This window comes from Dellaglioa sp. CoH-57-MRSF-16 (assembly GCF_056782055.1).
The window spans coordinates 182,927-203,989 of the sequence record NZ_JBXAXZ010000003.1; the positions used below are offsets into that span (position 1 = coordinate 182,927).

At 34.3% G+C, this 21,063-nt stretch carries 15 protein-coding genes and 1 tRNA gene; 5 read left to right on the forward strand and 11 right to left on the reverse strand.

The genetic code is table 11. From position 1 onward, the window contains the following. Positions 1 to 3 precede the first annotated feature (3 nt). The gene (locus AC1RPH_RS04565) at positions 4 to 2,844 is read left to right on the forward strand and encodes a YfhO family protein (protein WP_481761552.1); all 2,841 of its coding nucleotides are present in this window, start codon (positions 4 to 6) and stop codon (positions 2,842 to 2,844) included. 63 nt (positions 2,845 to 2,907) lie between these two features. Continuing rightward, a complete protein-coding gene (locus tag AC1RPH_RS04570; RefSeq protein ID WP_481761553.1) occupies positions 2,908 to 4,659 on the forward strand; it encodes an MFS transporter in 1,752 nt (583 codons plus the stop codon). Between the two features lie 123 nt (positions 4,660 to 4,782). Here AC1RPH_RS04570 and udk read toward each other — a convergent pair whose 3' ends face one another. Both udk and wecB read right to left on the reverse strand, forming a co-directional pair. Then, positions 4,783 to 5,418 (reverse strand): uridine kinase, encoded by a 636-nt coding sequence (gene udk / locus AC1RPH_RS04575; protein WP_481761554.1) that lies wholly within the window; start codon positions 5,416 to 5,418, stop codon positions 4,783 to 4,785. 18 nt (positions 5,419 to 5,436) lie between these two features. Continuing rightward, positions 5,437 to 6,579 (reverse strand): non-hydrolyzing UDP-N-acetylglucosamine 2-epimerase, encoded by a 1,143-nt coding sequence (gene wecB, locus AC1RPH_RS04580; RefSeq protein WP_481761555.1) that lies wholly within the window; start codon positions 6,577 to 6,579, stop codon positions 5,437 to 5,439. A gap of 152 nt (positions 6,580 to 6,731) precedes the next feature. Between wecB and AC1RPH_RS04585 the strand changes: the two genes are divergently transcribed. Next, positions 6,732 to 7,967: an aminopeptidase gene (locus tag AC1RPH_RS04585; RefSeq protein ID WP_481761556.1), complete on the forward strand. Its 1,236-nt coding sequence runs from the start codon at positions 6,732 to 6,734 to the stop codon at positions 7,965 to 7,967. Between the two features lie 144 nt (positions 7,968 to 8,111). On the opposite strand, the gene AC1RPH_RS04590 is transcribed toward AC1RPH_RS04585, so the two are convergent. Further along, positions 8,112 to 9,851, reverse strand: coding sequence for a DUF6541 family protein (locus tag AC1RPH_RS04590; RefSeq protein ID WP_481761557.1), 1,740 nt, complete (start codon positions 9,849 to 9,851; stop codon positions 8,112 to 8,114). Between the two features lie 229 nt (positions 9,852 to 10,080). Between AC1RPH_RS04590 and AC1RPH_RS04595 the strand changes: the two genes are divergently transcribed. Further along, positions 10,081 to 10,154 (forward strand) — tRNA-Arg (locus tag AC1RPH_RS04595). A 101-nt stretch (positions 10,155 to 10,255) separates the two neighbouring features. On the opposite strand, the gene AC1RPH_RS04600 is transcribed toward AC1RPH_RS04595, so the two are convergent. The 8 genes from AC1RPH_RS04600 to AC1RPH_RS04635 form a co-directional block, all read right to left on the reverse strand. Beyond that, positions 10,256 to 10,540, reverse strand: coding sequence for a hypothetical protein (locus tag AC1RPH_RS04600; protein WP_481761558.1), 285 nt, complete (start codon positions 10,538 to 10,540; stop codon positions 10,256 to 10,258). A gap of 241 nt (positions 10,541 to 10,781) precedes the next feature. Further along, positions 10,782 to 12,212, reverse strand: coding sequence for a 6-phospho-beta-glucosidase (locus AC1RPH_RS04605; protein WP_481761559.1), 1,431 nt, complete (start codon positions 12,210 to 12,212; stop codon positions 10,782 to 10,784). Position 12,213: 1 nt separating this feature from the next. Continuing rightward, the gene (locus AC1RPH_RS04610) at positions 12,214 to 14,181 is read right to left on the reverse strand and encodes a beta-glucoside-specific PTS transporter subunit IIABC (RefSeq protein WP_481761560.1); all 1,968 of its coding nucleotides are present in this window, start codon (positions 14,179 to 14,181) and stop codon (positions 12,214 to 12,216) included. 134 nt (positions 14,182 to 14,315) lie between these two features. Next, positions 14,316 to 15,161, reverse strand: a complete 846-nt coding sequence (locus AC1RPH_RS04615) for a PRD domain-containing protein (protein ID WP_481761561.1) — start codon at positions 15,159 to 15,161, stop codon at positions 14,316 to 14,318. 152 nt (positions 15,162 to 15,313) lie between these two features. Beyond that, positions 15,314 to 16,753, reverse strand: a complete 1,440-nt coding sequence (locus AC1RPH_RS04620; protein WP_481761562.1) for a glycoside hydrolase family 1 protein — start codon at positions 16,751 to 16,753, stop codon at positions 15,314 to 15,316. A 14-nt stretch (positions 16,754 to 16,767) separates the two neighbouring features. Continuing rightward, a complete protein-coding gene (locus AC1RPH_RS04625; RefSeq protein ID WP_481761563.1) occupies positions 16,768 to 17,925 on the reverse strand; it encodes a GNAT family N-acetyltransferase in 1,158 nt (385 codons plus the stop codon). 130 nt (positions 17,926 to 18,055) lie between these two features. Next, entirely contained in the window at positions 18,056 to 19,336 is a 1,281-nt protein-coding gene (locus AC1RPH_RS04630; protein WP_481761564.1) for a DEAD/DEAH box helicase, read from the reverse strand. A 103-nt stretch (positions 19,337 to 19,439) separates the two neighbouring features. Continuing rightward, a complete protein-coding gene (locus AC1RPH_RS04635) occupies positions 19,440 to 20,441 on the reverse strand; it encodes a Gfo/Idh/MocA family protein (RefSeq protein WP_481761565.1) in 1,002 nt (333 codons plus the stop codon). Positions 20,442 to 20,624: 183 nt separating this feature from the next. Between AC1RPH_RS04635 and AC1RPH_RS04640 the strand changes: the two genes are divergently transcribed. Then, positions 20,625 to 21,020: a DUF4828 domain-containing protein gene (locus AC1RPH_RS04640; RefSeq protein WP_481761566.1), complete on the forward strand. Its 396-nt coding sequence runs from the start codon at positions 20,625 to 20,627 to the stop codon at positions 21,018 to 21,020. Positions 21,021 to 21,063: the final 43 nt, after the last annotated feature.

The window sequence follows — 21,063 nt, forward strand, 5'->3', positions numbered from 1 at the left end:
GCTATGCAGAAGTTTCGTTTCGATCTAAAAAAATCAAAAATGACCTATCTTTATTACATTATCATTTTTGCAATTTTAGCTGTTCTTATTTTTGGAACTTACAAACTAGCTGGATACTCTTTAATTCAAAGTCATGATCCTGCTGAACAGCATCTACCTGTATTAGAAAATTATCGTCAACTACTTGGTGAATTCATCAACCATCCCTTTCAACCACTCCAAATGTGGTCTTGGAAATTAGGGCTTGGCGCAGATCAATTTCAAACATTTGCTTATTACGTTATTGGAGACGTATTCGCCTATATTACGCTATTATTTCCCTCAAGTGCCGTTGTGACTATTTACCAGCTCACACTCATTTTGAGGTTATTTTGCGTGGGGCTATCATTTATCTTCTTTGCGAGACACTTTAAATTAACGAATAGCGCGATCTTAGGTGGGGCAATCATTTATACCTTCACTTCTTTTTCACTTTATTCATCCCTAATGCAACCTTTTTTCCTAACACCATTCATTCTTTTTCCACTTATAATTGTCGGAATAGAAAAAATTTTACAAGGGTTTAAACCACATTTCTTCATTTTTGCTTTTTCATGGATGTTTATCAGTAACTTTTACTTCGCCATAGTCTTAGGCATCGGTGCTTTTGTATATTTAGTACTACGTTTCATTTATTATTATCGAAAAAATCTCAGTTTCTTTAAAACAGCGGGCACTTTTTTAATCAGTACAGTCATCAGTTTACTGATTTCTGCCTTTATCATGCTACCGTCAATTCTTGCGGTCTTTAGTTCAACTCGGTCAGGTGGTCTATTCGCAAATGGTTTGACCTCTTTCCCCGCTTATTACTACATTAATTTACCTGCTCAATTACTTGCTGGCGGAGTATCTTCTTTCTGGGTTAAATTTGGCTTTAGTAGTTTAGCTGTTCTAGCATTATTCCATCTGTTTTACCATTGGAAACACTACCCACTAATGACAACGAGTCTTTCAATTGGGTTGATTATGTTACTATTCCCAATGTTTGGTGCGATGTTTAATGGTTTTCAAGCCCCTTCTAATCGTTGGATTCTATTATTATTTGTTCCCATTTCACTTGGAAGTGCCTTCTTCATTGATTCTCTCAAAAAAATAACGTTGCCTGAAATTAAATACCTCAGTATTTGTCTTGGTATCTATTTACTTTTAGTATCATTACCCTTTTATATTAATGGGACGACAGAAATTTTCATTCCTGTTATCTTTTTAATTTCTTTTTTTGTCGCAATCTTACTTTACCGTCAAAATAAAAATTCTGGTCGAATCATATTCGGTCTTATCCTAGTGAACTTGATCTTTACTGGGGTTTCTTTTGCATCACCTTTCACTAACTTTTATAGTAAGACTTTAATGCCCTCTGGTAGTTACCAGAAACTATCATCTAATCTATTTGATGGATTAGATAATTCTCTTCCTAAATCTAACTCATTTCGTGTTTCAACGATTAGCCAAAATTATAACTTTGGTTCTAACTACATGTTACGAAATAATTTAAATAATGATTTAAATTTAATTAACTCATACTACTCGATTCAAAATGGCGCAGTCGGAGTATTTTCAAACAGGTTACAAAATGCTCAATATAACAATAATATTCCGATTGAAAATTTTGATGATCGAACAATCGCTAATAACTTTTTTGGCGTTAAGTATCTCTTTACTCATTCAAATGAGCCAAATGAGTCAAAGATCCCCTATGGTTATACATTACTCAAAACTAAATCTGAAAATAAAAATAAACCTGAGAAAACCAATCTTTATGAAACTAAGAATAATTTTCCATTAATTTATTGGCAATCTGATGTCACTTCAAATCAAAAAACTGCTAAATTATCCGCTTCTGATCAAGAACGTCAATTAGCTAAAGCCGTTAGTATCGCGGATACATCCGGATTTAACCAGAAACAATCAACATTTGATACTGAAAACGTTGCCTATACAATTGTAAAAACAGTGAACGCCGGAGAACCTAACGAAACAAAAACACGTATTACCAATAATCACTATCGTAATAATCCTGTTTCAGATAGCTATCAGATTGACATTAAGAACGCAAAAAAATATCAAAATTCTGAATTGCATCTTTCATTAACTAACATTAAGCACCAATCACTGTCCTCTAAAGAACAAGTGAATATGGCTATTTTTAATAATACTACGAAACCAGATAACCAGTTATTAGATACGAATGGTCCCCGGTCAGCACAGAAATCGCTTAGGAAGCAACTGACGACAGGTTCTTCCAATACAGGCTATTCGATCGGGGTTAAATCTAATTTAACGACTAATACGATTGAGCAATTGGGTATTGAAAATCTTTCTTTCTTTAAAGTTTTATCTGATGCTACCCTAAATATGGGCTATCAAAAACAAATGCCCAAAAGTTTGGATTTACTTTTATCAAATTCAGGGACTTACTCATTCAACCTTAAAATTACTGCCGTTCCGCTTGGTCAAACTTACACAAATGATGTTAAAAAAATCCAGAAAAATAAATTAAATTCATTAAAATTTGCTACAAATAGAGTTAGTGGCAAAATAACAACAAATAAATTAGGTATCCTAACATCATCTATCCCTTACTCTACAGGTTGGACAGCGACTGATAATGGTCATAGCGTGCCCGTTATTAAAACAAATAGCGCTTTTATTGGCTTAAAATTAAAAAAAGGAACTCATCATATCATTTATAGTTATCAAACACCTGGCTTATCAACTGGTTTTCTTTTAAGTGTTTTTGGCCTCATTGTTTGGGGGAGTTATAGTTTAACACCTCTAATTTGGAGACGTTTAAGAAGACTTTAATTAGACATAAATGATATTATTATGACCTCATCTACTAAATAAATCTATTAGGGGTTTACTATCTTGTTAAATAAAGTCAGTTATCTTAAAAATCGTTTAATCGTATTTACAACCATCTTTTTGATTAGTTTATTTTTAGTTCTTCCACAAATAATCAACCACAGTCTAGTCTTAGGTGGTGACTCGCTTTTTCATTTCAATCGTATTTACGATACCTATATCCAATTTAAAACAGGTAACTTTAGTTATTTTCAAACTAACTATGGTTTTTTACAGAGTGGTCGCATTATTAACGCCTTATATGGACCAGGTTTTGCTTATCTGTTAGGTATCTTACTCTTAATTGTTCATAATTGGATTTTATTTCAAATCATAACCTCCTTTTTAATTTTCTTTATTAGTGGTTACTCAATGTATTTTCTATCTAGAGAGCTTCAATCCTCTAAGAAAATTTCATTATTGATTGCTAGTCTATTTATGGGGAGTTTTTACGTTACCCGTTGGTCAATTAACCAGAATTTTATGTCTTGGGGCGTTATGCTAATGCCCTTAATTGTCATCCTCGGGCTTAAAATGATTAAAAATAATGCTAAGGATTTAAAAGTACTACCATTAGCATTATTGATTTCAGCGCTTATTCAAATTCATGTCTTAAGTGCCTTAATGTCGGTTGGCGTCATCTTTATCTTCTTTGTTGTCGGTTTTTACAAGACAAATCAAAAATTACAGCTTTTATCAAAATGTTTCTTAGCGGCCCTTCTAACTATTGTTCTAACCTTTAATGTTTGGGGCGCTATGCTAGAAATTTTCACAAGAAATACGCTGTACTCGCCTTACACTCACTTAGATATGGCTAGTGCTACAATGCGTTTTTCAACAACTAGCTATAGCGCTTCATCTATAGGACTATTTATGAGCGTTATTTTCATTTTACAATTTGTTTTACTATTTTCTAGGTGGTCACAAGTATCACTTTCTAATAAGCTAATGACACTATTAGGAGCCTTATTTCTCCTGTTATCAACAAATCTTGTTCCTTGGACGACAATATCGAATCTAATACCACAGCTTCGAAGTTTTTTACAATTTCCTTACCGCTTTTATGGTTTTGCAACTGTCTTATTACTTGCTGGTTTTGGCAACTCTCTTTCTGAGCTACCTTCATTTAAGCCTAAAAAGTTTGGCGAGTTATTTTTAATCATTAGTAGTCTTTTTATTTTAGGTCAATCATATATTGATATTCAACAGCAAAATAAGCTCTGGAATTCCAATGATCCTCTTATTTATAAAGGGAGCGTTGTCGTTTCAAATCATCTAACGAGTGATCAAATTAGAACTAATTTTACTAGTTCTGATTTATCAAAAGGATTAAAGGTGGTTAAAAAAATAGCCCCAGATTATTTACCAAATAATCAAGAACAAAAGACAACATATAATAAAAAAGAATACAAGAAAGATATTGTTAGGAATCGTCCTAATATCACTAAGACTGTTACAAAAAATGGTGATTTAATCCTTAAATGGCATGCGACAAAAAAAGGTGAATCCATCGCACTTCCTATTGTCGTTTATAATAATTCAGAGCTCTCCTTAAATGGAAGTCAATTACACCGATTATCTCTATCTGCATTAGGTGTCCCTACTGTTAAGGCAACAAAAAAAGGGAGTAATCGTGTAGTGCTTAGATATCAATCGGAAATGATCACTACATGGCGTTTGTTTTTCGTCATTTTAACTTGGATTATTAGTATTTTATCGATGATAACACTCCATTTTATAAATAGAAAACTAGACAAAAATAGTGTTCATAAATGACAAGTCCACTCTAACTGTTGTTGGTAATAGCGTAAAAGCTATTACCAACAACAGTTTTTTCATACCAAAAAGTCCCCAAAAGTCATGAGACTTTTGGGGACTTTTTGGTATGAGATTTTTTAGCTAGTCTTGTTGTAAAATGTCACGGACTTTAGTTGACAATAAATCAATAGCAACTGTATTTGCGCCACCTTCTGGCACAATAATATCCGCATAGCGTTTCGTTGGTTCAATGAATTGATTATACATTGGTTTAACCGTTTTAACGTATTGATCAATAACTGATTGTAATGAGCGACCACGTTCCTTCATATCACGTGTGATACGGCGAATAATACGTAAATCATCATCTGTATCAACAAAAACTTTAATATCCATTAAACTTCTGAGCTTTTCGTCCCCTAGAATTAGAATTCCTTCAACAATGATAACATCTTGAGGTTCTGTTCTGATCGTCTCACTTGAACGAGTAAACTGTGTGTAATCATAAACAGGCATATCAATTGCTTCATTATCCAACAATTGTTCCAAATCACTAATCATCTGTTCGTTGTCAAACGCGAGTGGATGATCATAGTTCACTGCTTTACGTTCTTCCATACTCATTTCAGCTTGATCATTATAATAAGTATCTTGTTGTAAAATCATGATTGATTCGCCAGCTAATTGTGAATAAATAGCATTACTAACCGTCGTCTTACCGCTACCAGTACCACCTGTTACACCAATAATAATGGGACGTTTTGTTCTTTTGCTCATGCTTTAGAAATCCTCCATTTATTCGAAACGTTCAGGTTCTTGCTGACTATCTCCAAATCGATAAGCAACGGCATCTAATATTCGTTTAGCTGCTTGCCCATCTCCATAAGGATTTTTAGCATTTGCCATTCGTTCGTACTCTGTCTTATTAGTTATTAATGATAGCATGGTTTCTTTGACTTTCACAGGGTCAGTTCCAACTAACTTCAATGTACCCGCCTTCACGCCTTCCGGACGTTCTGTGTTATCACGTAAAACAAGAACTGGTTTTCCTAATGATGGCGCCTCTTCTTGAACACCACCTGAATCCGTCATAATAAAGTAACTTTTTGCAGCGATATTATGAAAATCAACCACATCAAGCGGTTCAATTAGATGAACGCGCTGTTCTCCACCTAAGACTTCTTCGGCTAAATCTTTAACAACTGGATTTAAATGAACCGGATAAACGACTTCAACATCTGGCTGATCTTTAACGACAGATTTAATCACTTCGAAAACACGACGCATAGGTGCACCTTGGTTTTCACGACGATGCATCGTGAGTAAAATCATTTTATTCGCAGGATTTACTTCTGATAGAACATCATGGTCATACTCTTTTTGAACTGTTTGTTTTAAAGCATCGATGGCTGTGTTACCTGTTACAAAAATATTTTCTTTTGGATGATTTTCTAATAACAGATTAGTTTCGCTTTGCGAAGTTGGGGCAAAGTACATATCTGCCAGTACATCTGTTAGTTGACGGTTCATTTCTTCTGGAAACGGTGAATACTTATCCCAAGTCCGTAATCCCGCTTCAACGTGTCCAATTGCCACTTGATTATAAAAAGCTGAAATACTAGCGGCGAATGTTGTTGTTGTATCACCATGAACTAAAATAATATCAGGCTGCTCTACTTTAATAACATCATCTAATTTTTGTAAAACATTTCGAGTTGTATCACTTAATGTCTGGTTAGCGTGCATCACATTCAAATCATAATCTGGCGTTATTTTAAATATCTCTAAGACTTGGTCCAACATTTGGCGATGTTGTGCTGTTACGACAGTTACTGTTTCAAACTCCGTCGTACGTTCTTTTAACTCTAAGACAACAGGTGCCATTTTTATTGCTTCTGGACGCGTCCCAAAAACAGTCATCACTTTTACTTTTTTCATAATTGGCCTCCTCAATGATTATATTAGTTACTATTATACCAAAGAAAAGACAAAATTCTGATTTTGTTAACAAAAATTTAATAGCCTAATTATTAATCATTTTCTCATTAATATGTTATCATTATTTCATAAATAAATTTGGAGGTCTTTCTATGTCAAAAATAAATTTTGAAGATCAACTTAAAAAATATGCTGAATTAATCGTCAAAGTCGGTGTTAACGTCTCAAAAGGCCAAACAATCGTCCTACAAATTTCCGTAACCCAACAAAAATTAGCTCATTTAATCGTCAATGAAGCTTATGCTGCTGGCGCAAGTGAAGTTATCGTTAAATGGGCAGATAGTCATGTCTCGAAATCATTCCTTGAATTTGCTCCACTAGACCGTTTAGTCGACGTTCCTGGTTATGCAACCTCAGAAGTTGAAGATTGGGTTGCTAAAAAAGCATCTCGCATCTCAGTCATGTCAGATGATCCTGATGCCTTTGCTGGTATCCCTTCTGAAAAGATTGCCTCACGCCAAAAAGCTATGGGTCAAGCTCTACGTCCATTACGTAAAGCAACTCAAAATAATGACGTTAGTTGGACTGTAGTCGCTGCCGCAGATACTGCTTGGGCTGAACTCGTTTTTCCTGAATTAAAAGGCGAACTTGCTGTTTCACGACTTTGGGAAGAAATTTTTAAAACAACACGTATTGATCATGAAGATCCAATTGAAGCATGGCATCAACATGATTTAACATTGCGCACAAAAGCTGAAGAATTAAATAAAGAACAATTTTCTGCTTTACATTATGTTGCCCCAGGGACAGATATCGTCATCGGTCTCCCTAAAAATCATTTGTGGGAAGGCGCCGGTTCATTTGATGCACAAGGTCATGAATTCATGGCTAACATGCCTACCGAAGAAGTTTTCACCGCACCTGATTCTAGACGTATTGATGGTTACATTTCTTCAACAAAACCATTAAGCTACGCAGGAACTACTTTGAGTGGTATGAAATTTACTTTTGAAGCAGGTAAGGTTGTTAAAGCAACTGCTGAACAAGGTGAAGAAGTTTTACAGCACTTACTAGAGACTGATGATGGCGCAAAATCATTGGGTGAAGTTGCTTTAGTTCCAGACCCTTCTCCAATTTCACAATCAGGAATAACGTTCTTTAATACATTATTCGATGAAAATGCCAGTGACCATTTAGCGCTTGGCTCCGCTTATCCCTTCTCTATTAAGGATGGTACTAAAATGAACGATACTGAATTAGCCGCTGCTGGTTTAAATTTAAGCCAAACGCACGTTGACTTCATGGTCGGCTCATCTGACATGTCAATTGATGGGCTTCGTGAGGATGGCAGTACAGTACCCGTTTTCCGTAATGGGGATTGGGCATAAATGATCACATAAAAAGGTATAAACTAGCATTTCTGTTAGTTTATACCTTTTTCACTACTACTTATTTTATTGATTAGGTTTTTGTAACCCAAATTCAGAAAGTATATCTTAATATAGTATATTAAAATCATATGTTTGTTTATATTAAATGTCATTTTTATAATCCCTATAAGTAAAGGTAATAAAAGCTAAGCTACTAATCACCCACGCTGCAATAACCATCATTAGTCGAGGTTTAGTAATGATTTTTGAATGATAACTAAGCGTTACTCTATTGATACCTTTTTTTGTTGCTTTAATCGTTGGACTACCTATATTTGATAAGGTAATCTTTTTTATATTAAGCTTAGTTCCATTTAGTGTAACTTTTGAATTGTTATAAACAATAATAGGTAAGGACATTGTTTCTCCTATTTTTGTTGCAGTCCATCTAAGCGATAAATCACCCTTATCTGTCACTCTTTTTATAATATTTGACTTATTCATTATAATTTCATTTTTATATTCATTGTAAGGATCCTTGCTTAATTCTTGATTATTAGGTAAATAATCTGGAGTTGATTTTTGTGCTACCTCTAACCCTTTTTTTAAATCACGATTAGTAAAAGCATTTCTTATTTGGACAGTACTTAAAGAATCTGGGGTTGTAACATGTCCTTTAGCTATAATTGACTCATTTGAATTCCAAATTTCATTTTTAGTCTGAATATCACTATACGATTGCCCTAAAATAAAAATACTTCCGACAATTAAAAACAATGAACAATTTTTCTTTGCATTCGGCGAAGGTAACGTAGAAATTGTAGCACTGAACCCCGCTACTAATAGAATCGTAGTAAAACTATCAAATCGATAAGGAAACTGTAAAAAACTTTGTAACTGTGGAATTAATATAGATATCCTAGTCCACGGAAATAAATTTGTAGTTAGAGCAAGAAAAATAGCTCCTATTATAGTAACAATCTTATTAGCTAGAGATAATTCTTTTCTTTTTGAAAACAACCAAACAATTTGTAACACAAAAATGATACTCATAACCAATCCAAACTGTGTACCACTATAGTTACCAGTTGAAAGGTTCATGGTTGAACCAGACATGTTTGAATTGGCAAATGGTGAATATATTTTATTATTTGAGAAAACATCCAACATAGCTCCCCAAACATTAAAGGTCAGAACTAACGCCAGTAAACTGGCTAGAAAACATTTTAATAAAAGTTGTAATTTCTGGTTAGTTTGAATAAAGCCAATGAAAAAGAATACAACTAAAACGCCAATTGACATTAAGGCGCTTAAGACGTGAATTTGGATTAGCACTGAAACTGCTAATGCTAAAGGTAGTACTTTTAAATCCTTAGCATTATTTTTAATCATTTTAAGCCCAAGAATGACAATCAAAGGCATCAACATAACGCCCCATATCATAAAATTCTGATAGATTGACCATCGAGTGATATAGAAACTACCCATAAAAAGACTAGCAGCTAAGACTGAATTTTTTTTAGTCGCTTTCAATTCTCTAGATAGAAAATACATTGAAAATCCACTAATAAAGAAAATTATGAATGACGTGACAATTTCAAATTTAATCCAACTATGCACGATACCTAGTAATCCACCTAAAAGGTAAGTAAACCCTGGTCCATATAAGGCATTAACAATTCGACCACTTTGTTGAAAACCGTAATTAGATTGAAAATAATTAAAGTTACCTGTTTTAAGCTGCATATAATCATCATAGATACGGTTAAAATGGAATAGAGAATCAGCACCAACTACTAAACTATTATTAAGTATCTGCGGAACTGTCAGAAAAAAACTTAATATAAAAATAACGCAAAATACCGTTCCATATTTTTTTAAAGATTCAAACTTATTTATCAAGCTATTTACTCCCAAATAAAATTATTTAATGGTTTAATTATAACAATAGAAAATTGTGCTGTCACTCAAGAAATATAATATTGCTAGAACTAAAAGATCAATATCTATGAAACTACTGACACCTTAGCCATGTTGTAAATGAAAATTATGACTATGAATTTAAAAATCTACAATAGTAATAATTGACTTATTTATTTTTGCCATTTACAATGAAGTAATCAGCCTTTTTGTCTCTGTAGCTCAGCTGGATAGAGCAACCGCCTCCTAAGCGGTAGGTCATCAGTTCGACTCTGATCAGGGACATCTTAAATAAATTTTCCGCCTTATAGGTTACAAGACTTCGGTATACTGCCGAGCTTTTGTAACCTATTTTTTATATATTTAACTTGTAAGTGCTATTTATTTTATCCTTGAAATTGTAGCAGTAGAAGAATTACTATTATATAAATTGTATTAATGAATGCAATTAATATAAATAACAACATACCACATAGACGATAACCAATATTTTTCTGAAAAAAGGGTAGTCTTTCAATATAAGTTCCAATGCCAATCATACCCGTCCCCACTAACCACATGCCAATCGTTAAATTCACAACTATTAACCATGGTTCAATTAAACACAACACGATACTAACAATTCCTACCCATTTCATTTCATTATTTACAGGTTTAAACCTTTTTCTCATCGGAAAGACCTTCTTCCACGTTATATATATTTGTTTAACAATTTTTTTAAGGTCTAAAACACATCATTTTATCCAATCTTTTCTAAACTATCTTTAAGATTTCGATAATTGTACACCTAATATTATTTTTCCACTAAGCAATAAGACTTTCGCAAATAAAAAAATACTGTTTAAGCAAACAATCATTGCTTAAACAGTATTTTAAATCGCATCGAAATTTTATATCTTCAATTTTTCCAGTTTATAATTCGACACCATTTGTTTTAATAACATTTTGATACCAATAGAACGAATCTTTTTTCAATCGATTTAGCGTCCCGTTACCTTCGTTATCTCGATCTACGTAAATGTAACCATAGCGTTTCGCCATTTCGCCTGAGCCTGCGCTAATTAAATCGATACAGCCCCATGATGTGTAACCTAGACAAGAAACCCCGTCTGCAATCGCCTCACCCATTGCTTCAATATTTTCACTTAGATAAGAAATGCGATAATCATCATGAATTTTATTGCCTTCTTCCACAACATCTTTTGCACCTAATCCATTTTCAACAACAAATAATGGTTTCTGATAACGATCATAAATTTGATTCATCGTTGTTCTCAAACCAAGGCCATCTGTTTGCCAGCCCCATTCGCTTGTCTTTAAGTAAGGATTTTTTAAGCTATCAAAGACATTTGCTGCTGTTTTATCAGTCATCTCAGGATCAGCGCTTGCTAATCTTGATGAATAATAGCTAAATGAAATGAAATCAACTGTATTTTCTAATAAATCTTTTTCGTCGGTATCTGCCATTTTAATTTCTATACCCATATCTTTAAATAATCTTGCCGAATAACTTGGGTAGTAGCCACGTGACTGAACATCAATAAAGAAGTATCCTTCCCGATCCTTTGTCATTGCTTCAAATACATCTTTTGGATTAGGTGTATTGGGATAGGTAACCCCAGCCGCTAACATACACCCTATCTTAAAATCAGGATTAATTTCGTGTGCTAATTTTGTCGCAAGCGCAGAGGCAACTAATTGATGATGTGCCGCTTGATATTTGATTTGGTCAGGATTATCAATCCCTTCCAAATCTAATCCACCGCCCAATAACGGAATGTGTAAAATCATATTAATTTCGTTAAATGTTAACCAATACTTAACCTTATCCTTATAACGCATAAATAAGACGCGTGAAAAGTTTAAGTAATTATCAATCATTCGACGGTCAGCCCAACCATTCATTTTTTTCAACATCCCTAACGGCGTATCGAAATGGTTAATTGTTACTAACGGTTCCATCCCTAATTCGTTACAAAGATCGATAACTTTATCATAGAATTCTAGCCCTTTTTCGTTTGGTTCTTTTTCATCACCTTGTGGAAATATCCGTGGCCAACTAATTGACATTCTGAAGGTTTTGAAACCCATTTCTGCCATTAATCGTAAATCTTCTTCATAATGATGATAAAAATCAACAGATTCATGACTAGGATAAAAATCTTCTTTCATCTGCATCGCTTCTTTTACATTAAATAAATAATCCCAGCGACCATGGTGTGCGTCTGGTAATATATCTACTAATGACAGGCCCTTACCATCAACATCATAGGCCCCTTCAAATTGATTAGCGGCCGTTGCGCCACCCCATAAAAAGTTATCTGGAAAATTTGATTTTGTCATCTTATTGACCTCCTGAATTAATTTCTAAATCTAATAAATCAGTACCAACAATTATTTCTGACTGGTCTTTAGCAAGTGGTTTAATTTTTTTATATTTTGGTGTGTTCGTCACGATAATTGGCGTAATAATTTCATATCCTGCCTGTTTAATACCTTCAATATCGAATTTAAGTAATAAATCGCCTTTTTTTACGACGGTATCAATTTCTGTTTGAATTTCAAAATACTTACCTTCTAATTCAACTGTATCCATTCCGATATGCATTAAAATTTCGGCGCCATCGTCTGTCACCATACCAACTGCGTGTCCTGTTGGAAAAACTAATGTTATTTTACCATCAGCAGGTGCGTATAATTGACCAACTTCAGGTAGAATTGCGATACCGTCACCCATAATACCAGAACTAAAGACAGGGTCTTTAACCTCTGATAAAGGTAATACTTCGCCTTTAAGTGGGCTACCAAGGATTTCTCCACTCATTTCTACTTCTACAGGTACTACTGACGTTGTTACTTTTGTTTCAGCAACAGCAACGGGTACTTCTTGATCTTCCTTTGTTAAACCGAACATAAGTGTTAAGACATATGCCAATACGAATGAAACAACGATTGCTATCAGCACAGCGTAGAATGACATATCAATTCCTGTCTTAGGATTCAAGTAACTTGGAATAGAGAAAATGCCTAATCCACCAACCATGTATCCTTTTGTCCCAAATACACCAAGAACCATGCCACCAATAGCGGCTGAAATACATGTAATAATAAATGGTTTTTTACGAGGTAACGTAATTCCGTAAATAGCGGGTTCCGTAACACCAAAGATTCCTGAAATAAATGAAGAATAGCCAAGACCTTTTAGTTTTTTATTTTTTGTTTTAATTGTAATTGCCAATACTGACCCAATTTGAGCGAACGTTGTCCCTAGCATAAGTGCTAAAATTGGATCTGAGCCTGTTGTTGAAATGTTAAGTAAGGCAAGTGGAACAAGTCCCCAATGTAACCCGAAGATAACAAGTACTTGCCATAAGCCACCAAGAACTGCGCCAGCGGCAATTGGACTAAATGTGTATACAGCTGTAAATCCGGTTGCCACAATATCACTAGCCCAAGTTGTTATGGGACCTATAAAGATAAATGTAATAGGCACAACAACAAGTGCTGTTAACATTGGCACTAAGAATGTTCGTACAACTTCTGGTATCACTTTTTTGAAGAATGGTTCCACTTTTGATGCAAACCAAATTGATACAATAATAGGTACAACTGATGATGCGTAACTCATCATGATTACTGGAATCCCCAAGAATGTCATATAGATTGGTGATTCAAAAATTGTTCCTGCAAATAAAGTGTACAGCACTTTTCCACCTGAAGCGGCTAGTGTTGCTGGCAATTGTGCCACAATAGTTGGGTAAACTAAGGATGCACCAATAACCATTGCCAACAATGGATTAACGTGGAATTTTTTACTAGCACTGTAAGCTAAGATAATCGGGAAGAAATAAAAGAAAGAATCTCCTAATGCATTTAAAATAATATACGTTCCAGATGTCGGTGCCACCCAGCTAAATGCGACTAGTAATGAAACTATTCCTTTGATCATCCCTGTTGCAGCTAAAACACCTAGAGCTGGTGCAAAGATACCTGAAATCATATCAATAAAGGCATCAAGCGGTTTCATTTTTTCGCCATCATTATCTGGCACAATGCCATCACCATCAAGTCCGCTACCTTTAACTAATGCATCATAAACTTCCGGAACTTGATTTCCAACAACCACTTGGTACTGGCCGCCACTTTTAACAACGGTCACTACGCCGTCCATATTTTTCAACATATCGGTATTGGCCTTAGATTCATCTTTTAATTTAAATCTTAGTCGGGTTGTACAATGGACTACGCTATTAACGTTAGCTTCGCCACCTACATTTTTTAAAATATCTTTAGCTAATTTTTCGTAACTCATCACAATCACTCCTTTATATTTTTTATAAATTAAAACCCAGTTATCCATTTCAACTCAAAAAATACGAGTTTGCATGGATAACTGGGTTTATGCTTGCTTATAAATGGCAATAACACACCTAATTATCAATTTATTTAATTTTCTGTTTGCCGATGGGTTACTCGCCAGATATGTAAAACTAGATAAACTTGTTCGTCTGCTTGTAAATCCCAATCGGCCCGTTCTCGAATATACTGCACGATTTTTTCCACTGTTTCGTACACTTGTGGATACCGACTAATCATCATGGCGAGCAACTCAGGGTCAAGTTCTGCACGATCAATCTCAGTATTATGAAAATGCCTAATGAATAAATAGCGTAAATGTGAGACAAATCGACTATAATTAAATGATTTTTCGTCGAGAATAATACCAGTATCTAATTGAATAATATTAACAATTCCCGAAATGAGTTCTGTCAGCTTCATCGATTCTTGAACAGCATGTCCGCCTTCTTTGACGTTAATCAAATGATAGGTTAATAAAATCAATTCATTATTTTGAACCGTAATGTCAAATTTTGATTCGATTTCTTTAATACCAACCTTTGCAGCTTGGAATTCACTTGGAAATAATTTTTTCATTTCCCAATGAACAGATCGGTCATTTAAAAACATTTCTTCACGATTTTTTTGTAATGAATATTGAAAATGGTCCACTAAAATCAAAAATTGAACATCATCAAATGTCACATCAATTAATGGCTCTACTACTCCAACAAAAGTTGTCGTAACTTCCAAAGTTTCTGCATCAAATCCTGAAATTAATTTCATTGTATCTGAATCTTCTTCAGCTTTAAACCGTCGGTCAATCTGGTCCTTATCGATATTATCTCCAGCATGATAACCGAATCCAATACCGTTACCAATGACCACCCACTCAACATTGTCGGATGATTCAACTAAAGCTGCATTATTATTAAAATTTTTTACGAACTTCACATCAAACCGACCCCTTCCCATAAAAAATGACCTACAAATACAGATATTTTCATATCTACATCAATAGGTCATGCCTGATCGAATCAGTAACACTCATTTCATATTTATTGTATCATTTATTGTAAGCGTTATCAATAGCTATTTAAATTACTTTATAACTTACTACCATTTTCTTTAATGACCTTTTGATACCAATAGAATGAATCTTTCTTATATCGTTTTAATTCTTTCGCACTTTCTTCATCACGATCAATATAAACAAAGCCATAGCGCTTTTGATAGCCATTTGACCAGCTCAATAAATCAGTGAAACTCCAAGTTGTATACCCAATGACTTTTACACCGTCTGAAATGGCTTCTTGAATGGCTTTAATATGTTCATTGATAAAGTAAATTCGGTAATCATCATGAATTGTATTGCCTTCTTCTAATTTATCATAAGCACCAAGACCGTTTTCAGTAATAAGAACAGGTAAGTCGTAACGACTATCAATTCTTCTCAGAGCAATTCTTAGCCCTTCAGGATCAATATTCCAATCCCAATCAGTTTGTTTTAAAAATTCATTATTAGTAGTCTTAAACATGCCTGGAACGCCACTTTCGGAGCTAGTCCCCTTTTTACCTGTATTATTTTCAGCAGCAAGTCCAACACCACCAACTAACGGATTAGCCGCAATTGTTTGGGTTTGATAATAATTTAAACCCATAAAATCTGGTTTTCCAGCAATTAAAAGAGCTTGATCTGCTTCTGTAACAGTAGGTGCAGTTCCACGTTCAGTTAACCATTTATAAATCATTTTTGGATAACGTCCATAAACATAAATATCCATCCAAAAATGAGCAGCATAATCTTCATAGTTAGTAGCCGCAACTTGGTTTTTAGGATCTCCATTAACTGCATAACCCGGGCTATAGGCAAAGCTAGGCCCAATTTCACCTTGATAATGACCTTCATGAAATGCCTTAATTGCTGAAGCATTTGCTAAATTAGCAATGTGATTTGCAGCATACATTCTTTTTTCATCATTTACTGCAGGCGGATGACTCTCCATTTGATAGCCATGAGAAATAAATACGTTTTGTTCATTTAATGATACCCAATATTTAACACGATCACTGAATGCATCAAAACAAGTTTTCGCATAATCCGTAAAATCAGTAATAATTTCACGAGATTCCCAACCAGCATATTCATCTTGTAATGCTTGTGGTAAATCCCAATGATAAAGTGTCACAACAGGTTCAATATTATTCGCAATTAACTCATCGATTAATCGATTATAAAAATCTATCCCCTTTTGATTAACTTTACCTTTTCCTTCTGGATAAATACGTGTCCAAGCAATTGAAAAACGGTAAGCTTTCAATCCTTGCTCCTTCATTAAGGCGACATCTTCTTTAAAACGGTGATAATGATCGACGGCTACATCACCATTTGTACCCTTAAATGTTTTCCCAGGAATTCTTACAAATTTATCCCAAACTGATAATCCTTTACCATCTTCTTGATACGCACCTTCAATTTGGTAAGCAGCTGAGGAAGCCCCCCATAAAAAATCAGTTGGAAATTGACTCATTTTTTCATATTCCATTATCTATTCTCTCCTTAAAAATAATCACTTAATATCGGTTGTTCTTTAATTAATGCGCCATCGAATAACGTCACGTCGCCTGATACAAATCCATATTGTTTTAATTGTTTAAATGTTCGATACCCCATCATACTTCGTGTTAAATTTTGAATATCCGTTGTAAACGTAGTTGCTGAATTTTCAGTCTTTTCAACTTTTGTTTGTCCGTCTATTCGGCTAATTTGCCAATAGCCTTCATTAGCCTGAATAGTCGAATCTTGAACTTGAATCACAATTTGTGGAAAATCTTGCTGGTAAGGGTATCTGCTGAGAAAGTCTTCAACATTTACAATTCTTGCCATCATGTAAGGTTGCGTTGTCACTTCAACTTGAGGATTTGCCAGTACATCTGGAAATGGCTGTCCAATTGGACTCTCATAACTAAACCATTCGTATGCTGATTGATGCTTAAGCACAAAATTTTGTAATTGGAGCCAACTCTCACTTGTTTGATATATCCATTCAACGATTTTAAATTCATCAGTTTCTCTTTGATAAACAAGATAGCCTTCTGACTCATTTTTTTCATTATAATAGACCGCTACTTCCCAGTTAGGGTGTTTCTCCGCCGAATAAGTTAACCACCAATCTGGCCGTTCAATACCACCTTGTTGAGAGAGCTGATTCTGTTGGTATAATTTATTTAATTCCTCTTTTACATCCAAATAACGGTGACGTTCAACGTGACCTATGGCCTTAACTTTTAATCGTGGTAAATCCTTCGTATTCATCCGATATATCGTTTGATCAAATGTTGCTTCGTAACCGAATTTACGATAGAACGGATACGAAAATGGCGCTAAATACGATAATGTCGTTCCATTATCATACATCTCATCCAGAGCTAAATTCATTAATTGTCCAATACTACCCTGACCAGCAAATTCTGGATAACTTGCAACATAGCCAATACCACCCATTTTAAATTGAGTCCCGTGAAAATGAGTCGTAAATGGTGTATTAATCACACCGCTGACAACTTTCCCAGATTCAACTGAGCCCCAATCTGATGAATGCTCATAAAGTTTGCGAAAAAAGCTCTTTCTCTGTGCTGATACTTTTTTATTAAAGGCATAAATTGATAAATCAAAGTAACTTCCAAAATGAGTTTCATCTAACTTCATATTTGTCATGGATCTACTCAACTCCTTCTTCTGTACGAATTAACCTCTTTAAATATAGCACGGTTACCCTATTCGTGCAATCGCTTACAAAATTAGTCAATAAAAAAATCATCCAATTATTATTGGATGATCCTTCTCATTAATCAAAATGTTCTGCTTTTGGTTTGCGTCTTTTACCTTTATTTTTTTGATTTCTCAAACGAACTTTACGATGTGGTTTCTTTACTGGTTCATCAGATTGCTTTTGACCATCAACTGTTTTGGCTTTCACTTCAACTGGTTTAAGTTTCTTAGCTTTTGGTTCAGCCACACGTTCTGGTCTTTCTGTTACAATCGCACCATCATATAAGTAACCTTTTTCAATTTCAAATGGTGTATTTTTTAAATCTTGTTTTAAGGTACGTAGATCATGTTCATTTCCAAGATTAATAACCATCCCTTCAGCACCCATCCGGCCTGTCCGGCCGACACGATGAATATATGACGTCGTATCTTTAGGCATATCATAATTTACGACTGCGGGTAACATTGGAATGTCCAAACCTCGAGCGGCAACATCCGTCGTTAGTAATAATTTAATTTCATGCTTATGAAGTTGTGATAAAGCATTAGCACGATTAACTTGGCGTTGCTCGCTATCTAAGACAGCGACTGGTACATGATCATATTTTAATTTTTGAGCCATATCTTGTAACGATGATAGTTGGTTAAAGAAAACTAGTGCATAAAAATCTTCAACATTTGCTAAACGACGCAACGTTGATTGACGTTTACGCGTTGGTGTTTCAATTGAATAATGGTGAACGATACCTTGTGTTTGATCAACTTCACGAACATCATAAGTTGTCACATTAGCACCAAACCATTTTTTCAAATCATCTAATATTGCCGTTTCCGTCGCAGAAAAGAAACTTAATTGAATGCCTGCAGGTGCCTGGCTGATTAAATCACGACAAGTTGTTAGTGTTTCATCCGTTAATAAATCATCCGCTTCATCAATGACAACTGATTTAACTTTATGTAATTTAATTTTTTTATCTTCAGCTAAATTCAATAAGCGACCTGGTGTTCCGACAATAATCTCAGGTTTTTTCTTTAAATTTTCAATTTGGCGTTTCATATTAGCACCACCAATAATAGCTTGAACTTTTAAATCAAGTTCTTTAGCCCAAGGACGAATGACACCTGCTAATTGCATAGCTAATTCTTGTGAAGGTGCAATAATCAATAGTTGAATGCCATCTTTAGGTATTAATCTTTCGAGTAAAGGTAAGCTGAACGCTAATGTTTTACCAGAACCGGTTGGTGCTAATCCAAGGATATTTTCACCTGATTTTAGAGGTTCATAAACGGCTTCTTGGATGGGTGATTGTGTTTCAAAACCTTGTTCTTTAAAATATGCATCAAATTTTGGATTCATTTTAGTCTCTTTCTTTTAACTTCATAGGATTAGTTTTAATAATTAAGTATAGCATATAAAAAATAAGCTTCCATTGATTCACAGAAACTTATCTCAATAATTCTTATTTATGATCAGCTGGAAATTCAATTCCGGCACTTTTCCTTAAATCAAACAATACTTGATTAACTGTCACACTAAGTTTTTGCCATTTTATATAATCAGCTTTGTTCGTTACGTCATTGGGGTTATTGATGACTCTAGCAAAATCAATCGCTTCAGCTAACATCGGATTTTTAGCTGGTTTTTGACTAAGTAGTTCTTCTTTATCAGAGCCATCTCGATAAAGAACCTCATTTAATTCAGCTGCATTATCCATCACAATTGTGTCTTTTAGGCCATAGATTTCACTAGTTAAATATGAATTTGCTGTCTTACCAATATTTAAGGTCACTCTAAAATCTTCATAAGTTAGAATTGCGACACCTTTACCATCAACACCTGTTGGTAACATTGTTGGATAGTACTGAACTTCAAGTGGTGTACCAAACCAAGAAATAGCATTATAAACAACGTAAACACCTAAGTCTTGTAATGCACCACCAGAAAATTTTGGTGAGAAGATATTAGGTTCTTCACCTGCTAAAATAGCATCATAACGTGACGAATACTTCATATAAGTTAAAGTTGCGCCTTGGATGGTCTCTAGTTCAGTTACTTTTTGTTCAATAATTTTGAAATTATCTTGATGAATTTGTCGAGCTGCTTCAAATAATTGACTTCCAGGATGTTCCCTAAGAACCGTCTGAATAGCGGCCATTTCTGTTGGATTTGAGACCACTGGTTTTTCGGCAATAACTTTTTTACCAGCTTCAATCGCTAATTTAATTTGTTCAAAATGTAAACTATTCGGAGAAGCAATATAGATTACCTCAAATTTATCTGAATTTAAAAATTCTGTCATATTATCGTAAAAATTTGTTGCACCATATTTTTCACCAAAATCTTTGGCTTTTAATTCGGTTCTTGAATAGACACTAGTCAATTGAAATTCATTAGATTCATGCGCTGCTTCAACGAATTGACCTGTAATCCAATTTGTACCAATAATACCTAATTTAATCATACCCAATACCTCCATTTTATTATTAAATTCATTATAACAACAATTGAACCGTTTTCATAACGATTGCTTTATTTCAATTTTGTGACGATAGATTAAATTTATATATATTTTGGGCAATTCTTTCCGCTTGTTAGCTAAAAGTGCTATATTTAAGTAGAAGAGTTCTAATTAGGAGGGATAGCTGTGAAGAAACGTAGTTTTGCACTACTAGGTGCATCATTTTTTATTGGATTAACGAAAGATATTAAGTCTATAACCGCACCTAAAACTAAGGTTTCTTTACCTATTTTTTATGCTGGACATTGGCTATTCTACGATGAATTAAGTCATCGACACCATAATTTGGATATTTCATCAGACCTCACAATTCGAATTGACGAACGTGCACTCGATGGTAAGATTGAACATATAGATGAGCGTGAACTTAGTTTCTTAGATGAATATGGTTTTCATCTAAGAATTGATGCAAACGATCAAGGACCAGTGAGTTTGTTTGACGAAGCAGATAACCGGACCTATCCCATTAAATTAGCCCCAATTGTAGAATCACAAGATGATAAAAATGAAGATGTAGATTAACAGAATTTTGTTGATTATCATCTTCATTTTTTGTTTCATTACA

Excerpts from the sequence above, each read along its gene's own strand:
- AC1RPH_RS04565 (WP_481761552.1), top strand. The coding sequence starts at position 4 with ATGCAGAAGTTTCGTTTCGATCTAAAAAAATCAAAAATGACCTATCTT.
- udk (WP_481761554.1), bottom strand. The coding sequence starts at position 5,418 with ATGAGCAAAAGAACAAAACGTCCCATTATTATTGGTGTAACAGGTGGT.
- wecB (WP_481761555.1), bottom strand. The coding sequence starts at position 6,579 with ATGAAAAAAGTAAAAGTGATGACTGTTTTTGGGACGCGTCCAGAAGCA.
- AC1RPH_RS04585 (WP_481761556.1), top strand. The coding sequence starts at position 6,732 with ATGTCAAAAATAAATTTTGAAGATCAACTTAAAAAATATGCTGAATTA.
- AC1RPH_RS04600 (WP_481761558.1), bottom strand. The coding sequence starts at position 10,540 with ATGAGAAAAAGGTTTAAACCTGTAAATAATGAAATGAAATGGGTAGGA.
- AC1RPH_RS04605 (WP_481761559.1), bottom strand. The coding sequence starts at position 12,212 with ATGACAAAATCAAATTTTCCAGATAACTTTTTATGGGGTGGCGCAACG.
- AC1RPH_RS04610 (WP_481761560.1), bottom strand. The coding sequence starts at position 14,181 with ATGAGTTACGAAAAATTAGCTAAAGATATTTTAAAAAATGTAGGTGGC.
- AC1RPH_RS04620 (WP_481761562.1), bottom strand. The coding sequence starts at position 16,753 with ATGGAATATGAAAAAATGAGTCAATTTCCAACTGATTTTTTATGGGGG.
- AC1RPH_RS04625 (WP_481761563.1), bottom strand. The coding sequence starts at position 17,925 with ATGACAAATATGAAGTTAGATGAAACTCATTTTGGAAGTTACTTTGAT.
- AC1RPH_RS04630 (WP_481761564.1), bottom strand. The coding sequence starts at position 19,336 with ATGAATCCAAAATTTGATGCATATTTTAAAGAACAAGGTTTTGAAACA.
- AC1RPH_RS04635 (WP_481761565.1), bottom strand. The coding sequence starts at position 20,441 with ATGATTAAATTAGGTATTATTGGTACAAATTGGATTACAGGTCAATTC.